19 protein-coding genes are annotated in these 18697 nt (G+C 60.6%); 9 read left to right on the top strand and 10 right to left on the bottom strand.

What is annotated here, in order from left to right; all coding sequences use genetic code 11:
- Positions 1-115 precede the first annotated feature (115 nt).
- The 5 genes from cobF to AC1DMK_RS27600 all read left to right on the top strand — a co-directional run bounded on the left by cobF (position 116) and on the right by AC1DMK_RS27600 (position 4435).
- Positions 116-883, top strand: a complete 768-nt coding sequence (gene cobF, locus AC1DMK_RS27620) for a precorrin-6A synthase (deacetylating) (RefSeq protein ID WP_477863571.1) — start codon at positions 116-118, stop codon at positions 881-883.
- Positions 884-949: 66 nt separating this feature from the next.
- Positions 950-2311, top strand: a complete 1362-nt coding sequence (gene cobG, locus AC1DMK_RS27615; RefSeq protein ID WP_477863570.1) for a precorrin-3B synthase — start codon at positions 950-952, stop codon at positions 2309-2311.
- A gap of 2 nt (positions 2312-2313) precedes the next feature.
- Positions 2314-2946, top strand: a complete 633-nt coding sequence (locus AC1DMK_RS27610; protein ID WP_477863569.1) for a precorrin-8X methylmutase — start codon at positions 2314-2316, stop codon at positions 2944-2946.
- On the top strand, positions 2943-3674 hold the full coding sequence (locus AC1DMK_RS27605; protein ID WP_477863568.1) for a precorrin-2 C(20)-methyltransferase: 732 nt from the start codon (positions 2943-2945) through the stop codon (positions 3672-3674). The genes AC1DMK_RS27610 and AC1DMK_RS27605 overlap by 4 nt, the downstream gene beginning before the upstream one ends.
- The gene (locus tag AC1DMK_RS27600; protein ID WP_477863567.1) at positions 3671-4435 is read left to right on the top strand and encodes a precorrin-3B C(17)-methyltransferase; all 765 of its coding nucleotides are present in this window, start codon (positions 3671-3673) and stop codon (positions 4433-4435) included. The genes AC1DMK_RS27605 and AC1DMK_RS27600 overlap by 4 nt, the downstream gene beginning before the upstream one ends.
- Here AC1DMK_RS27600 and AC1DMK_RS27595 read toward each other — a convergent pair.
- A complete protein-coding gene (locus tag AC1DMK_RS27595) occupies positions 4399-5169 on the bottom strand; it encodes a cobalt-precorrin-6A reductase (protein WP_477863566.1) in 771 nt (256 codons plus the stop codon). The two genes, AC1DMK_RS27600 and AC1DMK_RS27595, sit on opposite strands and share 37 nt — an antisense overlap.
- Here AC1DMK_RS27595 and cbiE point away from each other — a divergent pair.
- Positions 5168-6400 carry a precorrin-6y C5,15-methyltransferase (decarboxylating) subunit CbiE gene (cbiE, locus tag AC1DMK_RS27590; protein WP_477863565.1) on the top strand — a complete coding sequence of 411 codons (1233 nt, stop codon included), beginning with the start codon at positions 5168-5170 and terminating at the stop codon, positions 6398-6400. The genes AC1DMK_RS27595 and cbiE overlap by 2 nt on opposite strands.
- Before the next feature lie 10 nt (positions 6401-6410).
- Positions 6411-7169 carry a precorrin-4 C(11)-methyltransferase gene (gene cobM / locus AC1DMK_RS27585; RefSeq protein ID WP_037067408.1) on the top strand — a complete coding sequence of 253 codons (759 nt, stop codon included), beginning with the start codon at positions 6411-6413 and terminating at the stop codon, positions 7167-7169.
- 531 nt (positions 7170-7700) lie between these two features.
- On the opposite strand, the gene AC1DMK_RS27580 is transcribed toward cobM, so the two are convergent.
- Positions 7701-10046, bottom strand: a complete 2346-nt coding sequence (locus tag AC1DMK_RS27580; protein ID WP_477863564.1) for a methyl-accepting chemotaxis protein — start codon at positions 10044-10046, stop codon at positions 7701-7703.
- A gap of 999 nt (positions 10047-11045) precedes the next feature.
- Here AC1DMK_RS27580 and AC1DMK_RS27575 point away from each other — a divergent pair.
- Together AC1DMK_RS27575 and AC1DMK_RS27570 are read left to right on the top strand one after the other, a co-directional pair.
- Positions 11046-11375 (top strand): helix-turn-helix domain-containing protein, encoded by a 330-nt coding sequence (locus AC1DMK_RS27575; RefSeq protein ID WP_477863563.1) that lies wholly within the window; start codon positions 11046-11048, stop codon positions 11373-11375.
- Entirely contained in the window at positions 11368-12621 is a 1254-nt protein-coding gene (locus tag AC1DMK_RS27570; RefSeq protein WP_477863586.1) for a type II toxin-antitoxin system HipA family toxin, read from the top strand. The genes AC1DMK_RS27575 and AC1DMK_RS27570 overlap by 8 nt, the downstream gene beginning before the upstream one ends.
- A gap of 165 nt (positions 12622-12786) precedes the next feature.
- Here the strand turns inward: AC1DMK_RS27570 and AC1DMK_RS27565 are convergent, their stop codons facing one another.
- The 8 genes from AC1DMK_RS27565 to aroQ all read right to left on the bottom strand — a co-directional run bounded on the left by AC1DMK_RS27565 (position 12787) and on the right by aroQ (position 18671).
- Positions 12787-13383, bottom strand: coding sequence for a mobile mystery protein B (locus AC1DMK_RS27565; protein WP_477863562.1), 597 nt, complete (start codon positions 13381-13383; stop codon positions 12787-12789).
- Positions 13380-13841: a mobile mystery protein A gene (locus tag AC1DMK_RS27560; RefSeq protein ID WP_037067460.1), complete on the bottom strand. Its 462-nt coding sequence runs from the start codon at positions 13839-13841 to the stop codon at positions 13380-13382. Before AC1DMK_RS27560 ends, AC1DMK_RS27565 begins: the two co-directional genes overlap by 4 nt.
- Positions 13842-14106: 265 nt before the next feature.
- Entirely contained in the window at positions 14107-14937 is an 831-nt protein-coding gene (locus tag AC1DMK_RS27555; RefSeq protein WP_477863561.1) for a shikimate dehydrogenase family protein, read from the bottom strand.
- Between the two features lie 4 nt (positions 14938-14941).
- Complete coding sequence (locus AC1DMK_RS27550) at positions 14942-16009, bottom strand: Gfo/Idh/MocA family protein (protein ID WP_477863560.1); 1068 nt, start codon at positions 16007-16009, stop codon at positions 14942-14944.
- 54 nt (positions 16010-16063) lie between these two features.
- On the bottom strand, positions 16064-16828 hold the full coding sequence (locus AC1DMK_RS27545; RefSeq protein WP_477863559.1) for an amino acid ABC transporter ATP-binding protein: 765 nt from the start codon (positions 16826-16828) through the stop codon (positions 16064-16066).
- A gap of 48 nt (positions 16829-16876) precedes the next feature.
- Positions 16877-17518: an amino acid ABC transporter permease gene (locus AC1DMK_RS27540; RefSeq protein WP_477863558.1), complete on the bottom strand. Its 642-nt coding sequence runs from the start codon at positions 17516-17518 to the stop codon at positions 16877-16879.
- Between the two features lie 9 nt (positions 17519-17527).
- The gene (locus tag AC1DMK_RS27535) at positions 17528-18196 is read right to left on the bottom strand and encodes an amino acid ABC transporter permease (RefSeq protein WP_037067374.1); all 669 of its coding nucleotides are present in this window, start codon (positions 18194-18196) and stop codon (positions 17528-17530) included.
- 31 nt (positions 18197-18227) lie between these two features.
- On the bottom strand, positions 18228-18671 hold the full coding sequence (aroQ, locus tag AC1DMK_RS27530; RefSeq protein ID WP_477863557.1) for a type II 3-dehydroquinate dehydratase: 444 nt from the start codon (positions 18669-18671) through the stop codon (positions 18228-18230).
- Between the last annotated feature and the right edge of the window lie 26 nt (positions 18672-18697).

Raw genomic sequence — 18697 nt, 5'->3', positions numbered from 1 at the left:
GCGACAATGACAGCGGCAAGCGGCCTGGCAAGTTGGCCGCGGCCAACTTGAGCGTAGCCCTTGCGCAGCCCGGCCGACTGCTGCAAAAACGGCGCAATCGACCAGAGGAGCGGGCGTGCGTCACATCCATATCATCGGTATCGGAACGGGAAATCCGGAGCACGTCACCGTCCAGGCCATCAACAGCATGAACGCTGCCGATGTGATCTTCCTGCCGACAAAAGGGACGGAGAAGGAAGGTCTTGCTTCGGTGCGCCGGGATATCTGTGAGCGCTACCTGACCAACGCGCGCACGACGATTGCCGAATTTGCGGTTCCAACCCGCATGACAGCAGGCCGGACATATATCGAAAGCGTCGATGAATGGCATGCCACGCTCGCCGGAACCTACGTGCGTTTGATCAATGAGCTTCCCGAGAATGGCACGGGCGCGGTTCTCGTCTGGGGTGATCCCAGCCTCTACGACAGCACCTTGCGCATTATCGAGCGTGCCAGGCTGATCGGAACCGTGGATTTCGAGCTCACCGTCATCCCCGGCATCACCAGCATCCAGGCGCTTGCCGCCAGTCACCGCGTTCCCGTCAATCTCGTCGGCAAACCCCTGGAGATCACGACGGGCCGTCGGCTGGTTGAAAACGGCAATCGTGCCGATAGCACGGTGGTGATGTTGGATGGTGAGCAGGCGTTCACCAAGATCGAGGACCCCGATGCCGAAATCTTCTGGGGCGCCTATCTGGGAACGAAGGATGAAATCCTCATCTCGGGACGGTTGGCCGATGTTGCTCCCGCTATCGTCAGGACGCGAGCAGACGCCAGAGCGCGTCACGGATGGATCATGGACATCTACCTGCTGCGCAAAGGTCGCGACTTCGACGATCTTTGATTGCGGTGATCGTTTTGCTCTGCGCGCCTCGATCATATAATGACATGATCGAAGGAATTGGCGAACATGGCGCGCGGCAAACTGATAGCAAAGCAAACAATCGATGCACCGAGATCGCCGTCGGTCAGGCGCGGTGCCTGCCCTACGGTGGAACGGCCCATGCAGACCGGCGACGGGCTGCTCGTTCGTCTGCGACCGGCAGGCGGCATCTTCACTCCGCATCAGTTCAGGCAGCTCGCCCGCGCCGCTGAGCGATACGGAAACGGAATCCTGGAGATCACCGCGCGTGGCAGCATCCAGATCCGTGGGCTGGCGGCCGACACGGTTGATCCAATGGCAACCGAAATCGATGCGGCCGGTATTTCCGTTCCCGTGGGTCCCGTGATCGAGCTGCCGCCGCTGCACGGGAGCGTTTCCGGTGATATCGCCGACGCGGCCATGATGGAGCAGCTCGTCCGGACGCAGTTGGCAGAACTTCTCCGATCAGCCGCACTGGCGCCGAAACTGTCGATCACGATCGACGGCGGCGGCGTTTTCGGTCTTGCCGCGATCAGCGCCGACATCCGTCTTGTGGCCGTTGCGCCTGGGATCTGGATGGTGGCGATCGCGGGTGATGGGCACAATTCCCGCCCGATTGCGCAGGGCACAGCGGATCAGGCCGTTGATGCGGTCGGCGACGTCTTGAGATTGCTCATTTCCATGGGTTTGCACAGGCGTTGCCGCGATATCGACGAAAAATGGCGGCCCTCCGCTCACCGCATGGATGCCTTGGCAAAGGCCGGTCTGCCGAGCGGACGAGCCGCCCCGATGGGCCTTCACACCGCCCTCGACGGTTCAATCGCTGTCGGACTGAAACCGCGATTCGGGCAGATGCGTGGAGCGGACATGGTCGACTTTCTGAACGCCGTCGAAGGCTTCGGCGTGCGCGATATCCGGCCTGCTCCGGGGCGCTGTTTCTTTCTGACCGGGCTGACGCCGCAAGGCGCTTCATCGGTTGAAAAGCTTGCTCGGCACCATGGTTTGTCGGCCGCCGCCCACGACCCCTCAGATCATATCGTGGCCTGCGCCGGGGCCGGTGGTTGCGCGTCCGGCTTTTATGCCACCAAGGCACTGGCAGAAACGATCGCAACCAGCTCCCCCGCGCTGCTCGATGGAACCTTGAGCGTCCATTTGTCGGGCTGTTCCAAGGGGTGCGCGCATCCGCGACAGGCGCTGACACTTGCCGGCACAGCCGACGGCTACAACCTCGTCCTCGACGGCCGGGCCTCGGATGCGGCGGATGCACAGATTGCTAGCGGCGACATCGATTCCGCTATAGAGAAGCTCGCTCACCTCATCAAGGACGAGGGACATGCTGGCGAATCGGCGGCAGCCTGCCTTAAACGGCTCGGCAAAGGCCACGTCACGCGAGCGCTGCGACAGGGATAGGAATGCCACAATACGATTACATTCACAGCGGTGACGCCATTTACGAGCGCTCCTTTGCGATCATCCGCAGCGAGGCCGACCTGTCTCGGTTCTCTGTCGAGGAGGCCGATGTCGCCGTACGCATGATCCATGCGTGCGGCCTTGTCGAGGCAGCCGAGCATTTTGTCTTTTCGCCACGCTTCGTCAGTGCTGCACGCTTCGCCCTGCAGGACGGTGCGCCGATCTTTTGCGATGCGGAAATGGTTGCTCACGGCGTCACCCGTAAACGACTGCCGGCGAACAACGAGGTGCTGTGCACGCTCCACGATCCCCGTACGGCAAGCCTCGCCAAGGAGACCGGCAACACGCGTTCGGCAGCGGCGATTGATCTCTGGCTGGATCGATTGGCCGGCAGCGTCGTTGCGATCGGCAACGCGCCGACAGCACTGTTTCATCTGTTGGAACTGCTGCGCGACGGTGCGCCCAGACCGGCGGCGATCATCGGCATGCCGGTTGGTTTCGTCGGCGCGGCTGAATCGAAGGACGCGCTGGCGGAAAACTCCTACGGCGTGCCGTTTGCGATCGTGCGCGGCCGCCTCGGCGGCAGCGCGATGACGGCGGCTGCCATGAACGCCCTTGCGAGGCCCGGCCTATGACAAGCACCGGCCGTCTTATCGGGGTCGGCACGGGTCCTGGTGACCCGGAGCTCCTCACCGTCAAAGCCGTCAAGGCAATCGAAACTGCCGATGTCGTCGCCTATTTCGCCAAGCGGGGCAGGGGCGGCAATGGCAAGGCGATCGTGGAGCACCTACTGACCGGCGATACGACGCTATTGCCGCTCTACTATCCCGTTACGACTGAGATCGAAAAGACCGAAGCGGAATACCGAAGCCAGATCACGACCTTCTACGACGCATCGGCCGATGCGGTGGCAGCTCACCTGGAGGCTGGCCGGACGGTCGCCGTGCTGAGCGAAGGCGATCCGCTGTTTTACGGCTCCTACATGCATCTGCATGTCCGGCTGGCCCACCGCTACCCGACAGAGGTAATCCCCGGCATTACCGCCATGTCGGGATGCTGGTCGGTCGCTGGAATTCCGATCGTTCAAGGCGATGACGTCTTGTCGGTGCTTCCGGGCACGATGGCTGAGGCCGAGCTAAAACGCCGTCTTTGCGACACCCAGGCGGCCGTCATCATGAAGGTCGGCCGCAATCTGCCAAAAATTCGCCGCGCGCTGGAAGCATCCGGCCGCCTTCGCGAAGCGGTCTATGTGGAACGCGGCACCATGGCGAATGCCGCGATGGTGAAGCTTGCCGACCGCGCCGATGGCGAGGCACCCTATTTTTCCCTGGTGCTCGTTCCGGGTTGGGAGAGCAATCGATGACCGGCACGCTGTTCGTGATTGGAACCGGTCCCGGCAATCCGGACCAGATGACGCCGGAAGCGGCGAGCGCTGTCTCGCAGGCCACGGAATTCTACGGCTATGGCCCCTACCTCGACCGGCTGAATTTGAGAGGCGATCAGCGGCGCCAGGCATCAGACAACAGGGAGGAACTCGACCGGGCCACCGCCGCGTTGCAGGCTGCGTCGGCAGGAGCCAACGTCTGTGTCGTCTCCGGTGGGGATCCTGGTGTGTTTGCCATGGCCGCAGCCGTTTGCGAGGCGATAGACAACGGTCCTGAGGAATGGCGCGACATCGATCTGGTCGTCCTGCCCGGCATCACAGCGATGCTTGCGGTGGCCGCGCGGATTGGCGCACCGCTTGGCCACGACTTTTGTGCCATATCGTTGTCTGACAATCTAAAACCCTGGGCTATAATAGAAAACCGTCTTGAGGCAGCTGCGAGTGCCGGATTTGTGATCGCTCTCTACAATCCGATCAGCAAGGCCAGACCTTGGCAGCTGGGCAAGGCGCTCGAGTTGTTGCGCGCCCATCTTCCGCCCGCAACGCCTGTCATCTTCGGTCGCGCCGCCGGGCGGCCGGACGAGCGCATCACCGTTCAACCTCTCGCGGAGGCCGATGCAGCGATTGCGGATATGGCCACCTGCGTGATCATCGGTTCGGCGGAAACAAGGGTCGTGGCCCGTGGCGGAAAGGGCGACCTTGTCTACACGCCGCGTTTCATTGCGGGAGGAAACAGGTGATCGATTGCAGCCAGTGCCGCCTCGACCGTCGCGACCGTCAGCAGGTCGGGAGCCGGCGCTCGCGCTATCATCAGCACCTCGATGCCACGGTGCCGCGCCGCCGCGATTTTGGCGTAGGTCGCAGAGCCGCCGCTGTTCTTCGCAACGACAGCGTCGATGCGATGTGTCGCAAGCAATCGACCTTCGCTTTCGACGTCGAAGGGGCCTCGATCGAGGATAAAACACGCATCCGGCAAGGCGATCGGCGGCTCGACGGGGTCGACGCTGCGAACGAGATAGAAGTGTTGCGGGGCAGCCTGCGCGCAGTGAGCCTCTTGTCGCCCGATCGCCAGAAGCACCCGGCGCGGGGTGGCGCCGAGCGCCGAGATCGCTTCGGGAACATTGGTGACATCAATCCAGTTGTCTCCGGTTTGCGCAGACCACTCCGCGCGACGAAGGGCGAAGACTGGAATGCCGGCCGTCGCGGCGGCCCGGGCTGCGTTCTGCGAAATCCTGGCGGCGAAGGGATGTGTCGCGTCGATCAGCAGGTCGTATCCGCCCTCGCGCAAAAACCTCGCAAGGCCCTCTGCTCCGCCAAAGCCACCAATTCTCGTGGGAACCGGCTGGGCGGACGGTTTGGCTGTGCGGCCAGCCAGCGACATCAGGACGTCGCATCGCTCTCGGCCAGTCAGCGCCTGCGCCATGGCGCTCGCCTCGGTGGTGCCGCCGAGCATCAGAATGCGGATCTTGCTCATGTCTGATATGTCTTGCGCCTCCGACCAATGCTGGCTGACTATTATCGGTATCGGAGAGGATGGTCCAGACGGGCTCGGTGACGAGGCAAGGCGACTGATCGCCTCCGCGCAGGTGGTGTTTGGTGGTGCCCGTCATCACGCGCTGGTCGCCGATCTCGTCTCAGGTGAACGTCTGCCTTGGCAAAGTCCTTTCGAAAATTCGATCGAGGCGATCATGTCTCGCCGAGGCTCGCCCGTCGTCGTGCTCGCCTCGGGCGATCCGTTTCTCTATGGCGTCGGAGCCACATTGTCGCGACGCGTGATCCCCGGCGAGATGCGGTCCATTCCGGCGCCGTCCTCTTTCAGCCTTGCCGCCTCGCGGCTCGGCTGGCCGCTGCAGGAGACGACGTGTCTATCGCTCCACGGGCGACCGCTCGATCTGATCCGTCCGCATCTGCATCATGGCCGCCGCATCATCGCCCTGACATCGGATGCCGAAACACCGGGTCAGCTTGCCGGACTCTTGAGCGCGACAGGCTTCGGTCTGTCGCCGCTATCGGTGCTCGAAGCGGTCGGGGGCGAGCGTGAACGCGTGAGAAGCTGTCGTGCCGACGCCTTTCATCTGACGGGCGTCGATCCGCTGAACCTCTGCGCAATAGTGGTTGTGGCGGGGGAGGGAGCCAGGACCTTGCCTTTCTCCACCGGCCTTGACGACGCTCTGTTTGAGCATGACGGCCAGATCACCAAGCAGGATATCCGGGCCATAACGCTGTCGGCGCTCGCACCCTGCCATGCAGAGCTTCTCTGGGATATTGGCGCGGGATCGGGCTCCGTCGGCATCGAATGGATGTTGCGCGACCCTTCCATGCGCGCAATCGCAATCGAGCAATCGGCTGACAGGGCGTCGCGCATTGCGCGCAACGCAATGGCTTTCGGCGTGCCGGGGCTGGCGGTTGTTGAAGGAACCGCACCCGAAGCACTCGGTGCGCTCCCCGAGCCCGACGCCATCTTCATCGGTGGCGGCGGCAGCGAGGGCGGCGTTCTGCGTGCGGCGATCGTGGGCCTCAAAAGGGGAGGGCGACTTGTCGCAAACGCAGTGACCCTGGAGATGGAGGCCAAGCTGATCGCCATTCAAGCAGAGCTCGGCGGTTCGCTGAGGCGGATCGAGATGGGTCATGCCGCACCCATCGGCGGCATGACCGGCTGGCGGTCGGCGATGCCCGTGACCCAATGGCGCTGGACCAAGAATTGAAGGTGAAGACATGACGGTGCATTTCATAGGAGCCGGCCCGGGCGCTGCAGACCTCATTACCGTGCGCGGCCGCGATCTGATCGGACGGTGCCCGGTCTGCCTCTATGCCGGTTCGATCGTGTCCCCGGAACTGCTGAAGTATTGCCCACCGGGTGCCCGCATCGTCGATACGGCGCCGATGTCGCTTGACGAGATTGAGCGGGAATACATGCGCGCCGCAAACGCAGGCGAGGATGTCGCACGACTGCATTCCGGCGATCTTTCCGTCTGGAGCGCTGTTGCCGAGCAGATCCGCCGCCTTGAAAGGCAGGGCATAGATTACACGATGACGCCAGGCGTTCCGGCATTTGCCGCCGCGGCATCCGCGCTTGGGCGCGAGCTTACGATCCCGACGGTTGCGCAGAGCCTCGTGCTGACCCGTGTGTCCGGCCGTGCATCGCCGATGCCAAATGACGAGACGCTGGCAAAGTTCGGCGCGACCGCTTCGACGCTCGCCATCCATCTGGCCATTCATGCCTTGAAACAGGTCGTCGAGGAGCTCACGCCGCTCTACGGTGCGGAATGCCCGGTGGCGATCGTGGCAAAGGCCTCTTGGCCCGATGAACGGATCGTACGGGGCACGCTTGCGGATATCGAGGCCAAGCTGGTCGCCGAACCGATCGAGCGCACCGCAATCATCTTCGTGGGACCGTCTCTCGGCGCCAGCGACTTCCGCGAGAGCTCGCTCTACGATCCAGCCTATCAGCGACGGTTCAGGGGAAGGGAATAGGCTCTTTCTTCGCTAGCCGGTCGCACCGCGATATGCCTGTCCCGCTGACTGGAGGGCTCGGTGTCCGGCCGTTCCACCGCGTTGATGCGCGGCGGAATGACGACTGTGGCGCCCTGTCACCGACGGTCAGCTCGAGCCGGCGGCCACATACTTTCAGCGCGCATTGGCAATCAAGCCTGCGGACTTTGGCGCGCCGATCATGCTTGTGAATGTCTTTCGTTCACTCGGGCAGTTAGACAAGGCCGAAAGTTATGCTCGGGCTCCGGGACGGCGTCCCGGAGATGTGGTGAGGCCCTTGCTTCGAGAATGGCCGCTTTCTTGACCTTCCCAATCGTTCGCCTCGATCTCGAAATCGACCGTCTCTTGATCAAGATCGCGCCCCGTGACAATCCTTTTCCACTGATCCGTAGGCTTCGACATGGATCCGCTTCAATGGTGGATGCCCAAGGTCTGCCGCCTGAGAAAAATATCAGGGTTGTGAAGTGAATCACCCCGGCATTGCTGCCAGGGTGATGGTTTCACTGGCTGGTATCAGTATTCCGACCATTTCTGCTGCAGCGTGTTGAGCGCTGCGTTGCCCCGTGCGGCCGGGCTTGGACGCGAGACAGGCGCTGACGCCCTGAGCGGGACAGGGGCCGAGGTCCGGGTTGGAGCGCGGTTGCTGGCGGCCGATCCGCTGCCATCGCCGGTCTGGAAGGTGCCGAGCAGTTCGCCCAAGCGGCTGCTTTCCTGCGAAAGACCTGCGCCGGCGGCGTTCATCTGTTCGACCATCGCGGCGTTCTGCTGTGTCGCCTGGTCCATATGGTTGACAGCGCTATTGATCTCCGAAAGTCCCATGGACTGCTCCTGAGCAGCCGTGGCGATAGCGTCCATGTGCTGGTTGATCTGCTGCACAAGTTCGGCAATGGCAGAAAGGCCTTCGCCGGTGTCGTTGACGAGGCGGACGCCTTCGCTGACGGCGACTTCCGAATTGCCGATCAGGCTCTTGATTTCTTTGGCGGCATTGGCCGAGCGCTGCGCTAGCTCGCGCACTTCCTGGGCAACGACCGCAAAGCCCTTGCCGGCTTCACCGGCGCGGGCGGCTTCGACGCCGGCATTCAATGCGAGCAGGTTGGTCTGGAAGGCGATCTCGTCGATGACGCCGATGATCTGGCTGATCTGCCTGGATGAGTGTTCGATCTTGCCCATGGCGCTGACCGCATTGTTGACGACCTGGCTCGAGTTCTCGGCGCGGGATCGGGCTCCACGCACCAGATCGCGCGCATCGCCGGCGCGCTGAGAGGTCGACTGCACATTGGCGGTAACTTCCTCGAGTGCGGCGGCGGTTTCCTCAAGCGAAGCGGCTTGCTGTTCGGTGCGCTTGGAGAGGTTGTCGGACGCCTGCGAGATCTCGTAGCTGCCGCTGCTGACCATTGACGCAGCCTGGCCGACGCCACGCATGGCATCGCGAAGCTGGCTGACCGATACGTTGAAGTCATTGCGGAGTGCCTCGAACTGCGGTGCGAGAGCCGTATCGATTTCACAAACAAGGTCACCGGCTGCGAGACGCCGCAGGCCTGCGGCGAGCGCGCCGGTCGCCTGCGTCAAGCGTTCTTCGGCTTCGGCTTCGGCGCGGCGCTGCACCTCGATACGTTCGCGCTCCGAAGAGACCCGTGCCTCGGCCGTTTGCTCTTCGAGCACCTTGTTGCGAATGGCGGCCTGCTGGAAGACCTCGACCGAGCGGGCCATATCGCCGATTTCGTCGCGGCGATCCACACCGGCGACCGCGATCTTCAGGTCGCCTTGCGCCAAGGCTGCCATCGAATGAGTGATGACGCCGATCGGCTTGGTGACGCGGAAGATGATGACGCAGATGCCGACGACACTGACGATAGCAGCGACGAGGAAGGTGAGTGCATAGAGAATGAAGTCGGCGAAGGCCTGGGACTGGCTAGCAGCGGCGGCAGCGACCATGCCGTCGGCAGCAGCGGCGGCAGTCTTGGTGATGAAGAGAAGGGCATCATTGCCCATCGGCCGCCAAACGTCGAGGGACATCGGCGCCTTTTTGCCGGCAGCGAACGTTTCGAGAAGTGCTGCGCGCTTTTGAGCAAAATCGCCGCCGAAATAGCCGGTCTCTGCTGCCTGGTAGGCGTCCTTCACGATCTGAAGCGTGTCGCGATGGTTCACGAGGATGCCGGCCTGTTTCCAGGCGAAGTTCACGGTGTAGTCGTTGAGCTGGATCTTGCTGAGTTCTGCAGCCGTCATCGTCGCGCCTGCGCCTAGCGTGATGTTGACCTGCAGGTTCGATGCCCCGGCAAGTGCCCGCGTCGACCATGCCAGCGAGCGGATCTGGATCATTGCCGTCATTGAAGGATCGCTCTCGCGAATGCGGGCTTCGGTGGCTGTCGAACCATTTTCCAGCGCCGTCAGCAGTTGCTGTCCGAGGTTGAGGGTGTTGTCCTGCAGGCCTGGGTCGCGGTCTGCCAACTTTTTGGTCAACTCATCATCAAGCTTTGAGCGAAACGCCAGCACTTGGTCGAACGTGCTCATGACATCAGCAATCGGCGCCTTGATCGCGTCGTCATCGATGCCGGCATAGATCGCCTTGGCGTCGGCCATGGCGTTGTCCACCAACCCGCGATCCTTTTTCAGCGAAGCCAGCGTCCCGGTGAGGGCGTCGATTTCCATTTTGGCCGCGGAGGAACCATCGCCACGTTCGTTGCGAAAGGTTGCAAGGGTCTGGAAAAGTGCGCGGTCGAGAGCGGTAAGCTTTGAGACGTCGCTGAAAACCCGGTTATCGTTGTAAGCGTCCAAGGCGGACGATGCGGTGAGCACGCAGATAACTGCGCTCAGAAGTAGGAATATTCCAACCAGAATATTGCGGATAGATAGAGTCATAGTCGCCCCACTTGCGTTGCTGGCGTCTAGCTGCTGGCTCGCAGCTCGACAGCCGATGTGCTGGAACCGCAAGCGTAAATGCTTCCCTAAAAAGCACGTTGCTGGCCGCCGAGAGTTTGCTCGTTCGCAGGCTCATCATGGCCAGTCCAATTGTCTCGGAGGATACTGATGGATTTATTGAAACAGCATTAATGTAATTGCGAATACGAGCGCTAACGGGGTCTATTTTCCTGTTTGAGATTTTCGAAGACAATGTGGCGCAATCCATGCGTGTTTCGCTATTGTTGTTTCAACACAAAATAGAAAAAATCAATAGCGTCTCGGATTGCCAACTACGAAAATAGCGCACCAAGCGGGGTAAGCGACATATCGCGGTGTCACGCCTGGAAGAAAACTTCCAATCGGCCCGCTGTTTGAGCGGAGATTGTAGCAGGCGGCCCGGAACCGGGCGCAACTTGTTCATGCAGCCGATTTCGGCCACTCGACCGATATGTCGAAAGATGTCGCGGCGGTAGCTGTCTGAGAAGCTTCCGTTCTTACTTCGCTTGAGGCTCGCGCGTCCCCCCTCGTCCTGTCCCTGCGGCGGTGTCGGGGCAAGCCACCTGGACAGTCCGCAATGTCTCCTACGTGCGGCGTTGGTGCACGGATCTGGAGCGTGACGGATCTCGAACTTTGATGACGTGGGCTACGCTACACTTGCCTTGCGGCGAACGGATTTCGGGCGAGCAGAGGCGAACATGCGGTTGAGGACGGCGCGCCGGCGGTCTCGATCCGCTTGGCACCAATGCCGAGAGCGAACGGGAATAAAAGCCCCCATGAACAAAGCAAAGCGTGTATCCGAAAAAGCGCACGAGGAGCTTCAAAAACACGGCTTCTCCCATTCAACCAATGAGAATGATCTGCAAACATATCATTACTCCGAAGCATGAGCCGCAAACAGATCCAAAGCATTGACTCCAGCGAGTAAAAAGATATCTATACGGCTCATTTAAATGCTCAATGAAGCGCATAGGTATCATTATGAGGCCTGAAGCCGAGGTTTTGATTGAAATAGGGCGCCTGTTGAAGAAGGCCCGACTGGCTTCGGCGATGACACAGGAACAGGTCGCCGATTTGGCAGGCATATCACGACCTCGCTATCGCGATATCGAGACGGGACGCGCTGCGGCGCGCGCAACGACACTGATGAATATCGCCCGAGCGCTGGGCCTGGAGATGATGCTGATCCCACAGGCAATGATTCCAGCGATCGAGGCCTTGCTGCGCCCGCATGACGACGATGATCTACCCGCTTTTATCTCCAGTCCCGAAGACGACGATCATGGCTAAATTGTTTCAGGCTCCCAAGGCCATCCCATCAATGGAGGTGCTGCTGAACGATCTGAAGGTCGGCACGATTGTCAGGACGCCCGGCGACTTCAATGCGTTTAACTTTGATGACGCCTATCGCGCGACGGGCGGTTTCCCCGTTCTCAGCTTATCGTTCCGGGCAGCGGCGGGAGGTCTGCGCAAGGATCCCAAGCCGCTTGCCGGAGCCTTGCCGGCGTTCTTCGCCAACCTTCTTCCCGAAGACAAATTGCGCGAAGCGATGGAGAAGCACCATGCAGGCAATGTGCGCCCGGGTAACGATTTTGATCTGTTGGCCGCGCTCGGCGCGGATCTGCCAGGCGCCGTCCGTGTCGTGCCGAGCGATGGCACAAAGGTGGCTATCGGAGATGCCTCAAAGGACAAGCCGAAAGCCCGGTTTTCGCTCGCGGGCGTGCAGATGAAACTCTCAGTCATGAAGACAACCGGCAAGGGCGGTGGTCTCACCTTGCCGATGGGAGACGCGCAAGGCCAGTACATAGCCAAGTTCCCTTCGACAGCGTTTCCTGGCGTCTCCGAGAACGAATACGCCAACCTTGCGCTGGCGGCCGCGATCGGCATGGAAGTGCCCGAACGTGAACTGGTCGAGAAGTCGGATTTTGAGGGGATTCCCGAGGAATTCAATACATTGTCAGACGGCAAGGTTCTCCTGGTCAAGCGCTTCGATCGTGGCGCCGACGGGAAACGCATTCATATTGAGGATTTCGCGCAGGTCTTCGGCATCTATCCTTCGCGCAAATACGAGGCCGCCGCATACCACGATATAGCCGCCGCCCTCAGCGTCGCCGTCTCGCCCACGGCTGCCCTCGAATTCGTGCGCCGTCTGGCCCTAACGGTGATCACCGGCAATGGCGACATGCACCTGAAAAACTGGTCGCTGATTTACCGTGGCAATGGCGACAAGCCGGAACTCGCGCCGATTTACGATGTTCTTTCGACCGTACCCTATATTTCCGCCGGCGCCATGGCGCTGTCACTTGGAGGCGAGCGCTCCTTTAAGGCACTCACCGCGCAGCGATGGAAGGTTTTTGCTCATCGTGCAAGGCTGCCGGAACCTGCCGTGCTCAAAACGGTGCTCGATATCGTTGAGCGCGTCAACAAGCATTGGTGGAGCCTTCCGGAACGGGGTGTCGTCCCGGAAAAAGTACTCGAGCGGATAGACGCGCATCTGAAATTGATGACTCCGATACTTGACACTTGTGCCAACTAGCCCGAGCGCCGACGCGTACAAGTAGCTCAGCCGTCCTTCAGCAACTCGATATCCAAAACCGAGGCGCCGTCAATGTATAGCCTGGCGCCGTTGTAGCCGCCTTGGCGCTCCAGGTTCTTGGTTCGATTCCCATCAAGGCGAACGATGGCACAGAGGCGGTGCCTCTCAGGTGCGCGCGAATTCTAGCAGCGGCGCGATATCATGGTTGTCTGCTGCACGAAGGGCCGTGACGTAAAAAGTGCGCAGTTCACCGATATCGGCCAGCGTTCCGCCGCCCCAACTGAAACGCTCGCCACCAAGGCGTTCGATCAGAAGATCGGCCGCCAAGCGGGCGTGACGGCCATTTCCGTTTGGAAATGGGTGGAGCGCGACCAGGCGATGGTGGAGCCTGATCGCAATCTCATCCCGTGGAAATGTCTCATGCGCAACCCAATTGCGGACGTCACTTATCAGGCTCGCGAGCTCCACTGCGATGCGGTAGGCTTGGACGCCGATGTTGCGCTCCGTCGTTCGGAAGGTGCCGGCCCATTCCCAGACCTCGCCAAACATCCGCTTGTGCAGTGTTCGCATGAAGTCCTCGCTCAGCATTCGCTCAAAGGATGCGCGCCGACGACCACGCGCCCAGGCCGCGCCCTCGACGATGTTTTCCTGTTCCGCCTCGTTGAGATCACGGCGGTGCGTGATCCATGTCTGAAGCAGTCCCTCTCGCTCATGCGGTTCAAGGGGTGTTGCGTCCTCTGGCTCCTGAAACAGGTCCGTCATGTCTCGTTCCAGAGGTCGCGCTCGGATAGCCTGTCGCGAATATATGCCTGGACGCGGGATTCGAATTCCGCCTCGTCCGTGCCCTGAGCTTCGAGCCGCATCGTATGCGCGACGCGGTGAAGCTCGCGCGTTGCGATTTTCCTTGCGCGCGCCTCGATTACCGCCTCGAGTGAACTGTTGGGAACAAGTGCGTAGACGAGCGTGCAATCCAGCGCCTCAGCTGCGCGACGTAAGGTGTTAAGTTGGATCGTGCCTGCGGCTTCCGATTTCTCGATGGCTTCTACGGTTTGGGGCCGCACGCCAATGCGCGTGCCGAGCTGCGCACCCGTCATCCCGAGCGCGTCGCGTAGCGCACGCACCCATCCTTTCGGCGGCGCCTTGAACCGATCAACCGGCTGGAGCGCCCGAAGTCTTTCATCGAGGCGCAGGCGCCCCCTTTTTCGATTATCGCTTTTCATCCACATGTCTCAGACTGCAAGCTGATCTCAGGACAATGTGTATCAGTATACAGGCTGATTATCAACAACATGATTCATACTGTAGTATGATTATTTGATTCACTTTGTCAGCCTGTAGTCTGTGACTGAAGCATAAGAAATCAGGCTGGCGTCTGGCAGGTATCGACGGGGGAAACGGTGACGCTCATAGCGAACCGCGTGCCGGGTCATCAGGCGCGAATAGCCCAACGTTAACCTGATATCACCCCTGGACCTCTTCGTCTCGTCAACCGAGTTTCGCGATGGCGCGCAGATTGTCCGCTGTCGTTGTCGGGAATTCGAAGAATTCGAGATAGGCAGGGATCTGTTCGAACAACATGTCCGTGCCGACCTGAAATGCGCAGCCCCGAGCACGGACCGCTTCGAGAAAGGGCGTCATCTCTTTTGTCATCACAACTTCGCCGACGAAGGCCGACGAGGAAATGCGGTCGACATCAATCGGCAGCGGGTCACCCCGTCGCATTCCAAGTGGCGTTGCGTTGACGACGATGTCGAAGCCTGCGGGGTCAGCTGAACCGCTCGTTACCTGCAGGTGCGGATAGTATTTTTCCAGCCGGTCAAGCAGTGCCGCCGTCGTCGCCTCGTTGGAGTCGAAGATCGCGAGACGTTCTACACCCGCCTGGGCCAATGAGGCGGCGATCGCCGAGCCGACGCCGCCTGCACCCACGACGAGCGCGCGTGCTCCCGCAACCTGCTTCCCCTTGCGCAGGACGCCGCGAACAAAACCCTCCCCATCGAACATGTCACCAATCAGTCGGCCGTCCGGCCCGAGGCGGACCGCATTGCATGAGCCCGCGACCTTCGCGTTGGTCGACGCTTCGTCCAGCAACCCCATGGTCGAGATCTTGTGTGGCATCGTGATGAGAGCGCCGTGGATATTGGATAGACGGAAAATGAGCTTCAGAAACGCGGAATAGTCTTCCGGCCGGCAGCCCATCGGTACCACAACTGCGTCAATTCCGCTCTTCTCGAAATATGGATTGTAAATCAGCGGCGCCTTGAATGCCTCGGTGGGATAGCCGAGGTGTGCGATGAGTTTGGTCGTCCCGGTGATCATTTTTCTAGACTTTCTGGGGATCGGAAGAGGTACGGAGGTCGCAAAGATGGATCATTTGGCCCGTGCGCGCCGATGTCTTGATCGCTTCGACGACCGTGAGGGTTGCCAGACCCTCGCGTCCACTCACAATAGGTGTGGCCTCGCCGCGAATGACGTCGCAAAAGTGCCTGAGTTGAACGCGCAGAGGGTCGGCCGGCGTGAACGAAATGCGCTCGTGGCTAAGTGGCTCCAGCCAATCAGGCGCCGAGGGGTTTGTCCAAAACGTCAGATGGGGAATGTCCAGGGAGCCTTGCGTGCCGCCGATCTGGTAGCAGAATTGATCCTGCCGGGCAAAAGCGGGGTTTTCCCCGGCCGTCAGCTCCCAGCTCCAGGGCGCGGCCACGGTGTCGCTGACGTTGACAGTCCCGAGGACCCCGCTTGCAAAGCGCAGTGAAACGACGGCGGTATCTTCGACGGCATGGTGTCTGATGGCGTGCGACGCCATGGCGTAGACGGCTTCAACCTCGCCCAAGAGATATCGGAAGAGATCGAGATCATGGATCAGGTTGACGAAGAGGGGGCCAGCACCGGCTTCCCGCCGCCACGGCGTGTCAAAATAATCGTCGGGCTTGGCGACCCAGAAAGTTCCGTGAACCGTAACGATCCGGCCAAGCTTTCCATCGTCCAGGATCTGTTTGGCCATCCGGATCATCGGATTATATCGCCGATGATGGCCGACCAGGAGCGGTATCCCTGCATTCTCGCAGGCTGCAACGAGCGTCGTGGCTGCATCGACATCGTCTGCGATCGGCTTTTCGATGAGAACCGGAATACCCGCGGCTACGACCTCCATTCCGTTCTCAACGTGAAGCCGGTTCGGCGTTGCGACGATGACGCCGTCCGGTCTTTCCTCGGCCCGGATGTCCGAGAAGCTACGATACCATCGGATGCCGGCACCTTCTGCGAAGTCACGACCGGCGTCAGAGGGATCGATGACTGCTGAGAGTATGGTTCCGGGCTCGGACGTAATTCGCTCGGCGTGGCGTCTGCCAATCAGGCCGGCTCCCATGACTGCAATCGCTAGCGGCTTCATGGCCGGCTCCCGAAATTTACGACAATAGGACGAGTTGCGAACCTCTGTGCCTGCTCACTTCCGCAGGATTTCTCCGAGAAACTTCTCGGTTCGTTCATGCTGCGGGTTGGTAAAGAACTCGGCCGGTGGCGCTTCCTCGACGATCGCACCGCTCGCCATGAAAATCACGCGATCGGCCACCTGACGGGCGAAACCCATCTCGTGGGTGACGCAGATCATCGTCATACCCTCTTCAGCCAGGCCGATCATGGTATCGAGAACCTCCTTGACCATCTCCGGATCAAGCGCCGAGGTCGGCTCGTCGAACAGCATCACTTTCGGCCGCATGCAAAGGGCCCGCGCAATCGCCACACGCTGCTGCTGGCCGCCAGAGAGTTGTACCGGGTACTTGTCGGCCTGCTCCAGGATCTTGACCCGCTCAAGAAGCCCGCGCGCCCGCTGCTCGGCTTCGGTCTTGCTGATGCCAAGCGCCCGCATCGGCGCAAGCATGCAGTTCTGCATCACCGTCAAATGCGGGAACAGATTGAACTGCTGGAAAACCATGCCAACCTCACGGCGGATCGCATCGATTGTCTTTGCCTGGTTGCCGAGAAGCATGCCGCCGACGCGGATTTCGCCCTTGCTGTATGTCTCCAGATGATTGATGCATCGTATGAGCGTCGACTTTCCGCTGCCGGACGGCCCGCACAAGACGATCCTTTCGCCCTTGCGGACCGACATGTTGATGTCGTGCAGGGCTTGAAACGCGCCGTACCATTTTTCCACCCGTTCCATGGTGATCATGGTGTCTGCGCCCATCGCAGGAGTAAGGCTGGCCATTGACGGAGCTCCACGTTTTATTGGCAAGGTGGCATAAGTCAGCGCTGATCAGCGCGCTGATGCGGCAAATCTTCGTTCGAGGCGTGCACCCAGGATGGTCAAAGGCAGGCACATCAGGAAGTACAGCGCTCCGACGATCCCGAAAACCGTCAGCGGCTCAAAGATCTGATTGGAGATGATGTTGCCAGCCCGCGTCAGCTCGGTGAAACCAACGATCGACGCAAGCGAGGTGCCCTTGATCAACTGCACGAGGAAGCCGACCGTCGCGGGCAGCGAGATGCGCAGCGCCTGCGGCAGGATGACGTCCTTCGTGCGCGATACGTATCTAAGGCTGAGAGCTTTTGCGGCCTCCGTCTGGCCGCGCGGGACCGCTTCGATCGCTCCGCGCCAGATCTCGCCGAGGTAGGCGCTGGCGTGAAGCGTCAGGCCAATTGCGACGGCAATCCACGCGTCGAGCCTCAGACCCACCAGTGCCAGCCCGTAATAGACGACGAAGAGCTGCATCAGAAGCGGGGTTCCCTGGAAGACCGCAATGTAGCCGGCCGTGACACGCTCCAAAAGGGGCACACCAGAGGTGCGCGCGAGCGCGACGCAGAGGCCGGCGATGCAGCCACAGATGAAGCCGACCGCCGACAAGACGACAGTCCATTTCAGGCCGATCAGCAGGAAGACGAATTCTTCGCGACCCATGAGACCCTCCTACTTGACGGGATATTTGAAGTAGCGCGCCGAAAAGAGCGCAAAGATGCGCATCATCAGCCAGGAGATCACGAGATAGAAGACCGTGACGGTGAAGTAGACCTCGAAGCTCCGGAAGCTCTCCGATTCGATGCGCTGGGAAACGGATGTCAGCTCGTAGGCGGAGATTGCCGAGGCAATGCTGGTGGACAGCGTCAACAGCACGAACTGGCTGGTGAGCGAGGGATAGATCGCCCGCAGTGCCGGCTTGAGGATGATCAGTCTGAAGACCTGAGCCTTGTGCAGGCCAAGGGCGAGACCGGCTTCCATCTGTCCCTTCGGGATCGACTGGACGCCGCCACGAATGATCTCGATTGCGTAGGCACCGCCGTTGATGCCGAGTGCGATAATCGCCGTCGGCGTCGGATCGAGCCTGATGCCGGCCAGCGGAAGCGCAAAGTAGATGAAGAAGATCTGGACCAGAAACGGCGTGTTGCGGATCAGCTCGACAAAGGAGATGATCAGCCAGCGCACCGGTTTGAGTGGAGAATCGCGCAGGGCAACGCCGCCAATTCCGATCACGATCGCGAGCAGCATTCCGCAAATCGCCAGCAGGAATGTACCGAGGCAACCGAGTAGAAGGTTCGGCAACCCATCGATCACGGGAGTGAAGTCCAACTTATAGTTCATGGCGATCTTTCCGGTCAGTCTTCCCTAAAGTTCAGTCCCGCTTGACCATTCCTGCCATGGCCTGGACGGCAAGCTCGTATCCGTCTGCGCCAAAGCCGATCATGATGGCCGTCGCGATGCGCGAAATCAGTGAATTGTGATAGATGCTCTCGCGCGCATGCACGTTCGAAATATGCAGTTCGATCTTAGGCGGGTCGAAGGTCTTCAGCGCATCGAGAAGCGCGATCGAGGTAAACGTATAGGCGGCCGGATTGATGATGATGCCACAGGCGTCCGTGCGTGCCTGGTGCACACTCTCGACCAGTTCGCCCTCGAAATTAGTCTGACGAAACTCGACTTCGAATCCGAGCGCCTTTGCCTTCGTCGTGCATCGCGCGCGAATATCGGCAAGCGTCGTGGTGCCATAGATCGCGGGCTCGCGCTGGCCTAGAAGATTGAGGTTCGGCCCGTTGAGCACAAAGATTGGTTTGTTCATGATCGCGCTCCTCGGACCTGGATCGA

The organism is Rhizobium sp. 05L419 (assembly GCF_056397845.1).
Note: the sequence above shows the minus strand (reverse complement) of the source record. Positions and strands in the feature narration are given on the sequence as shown.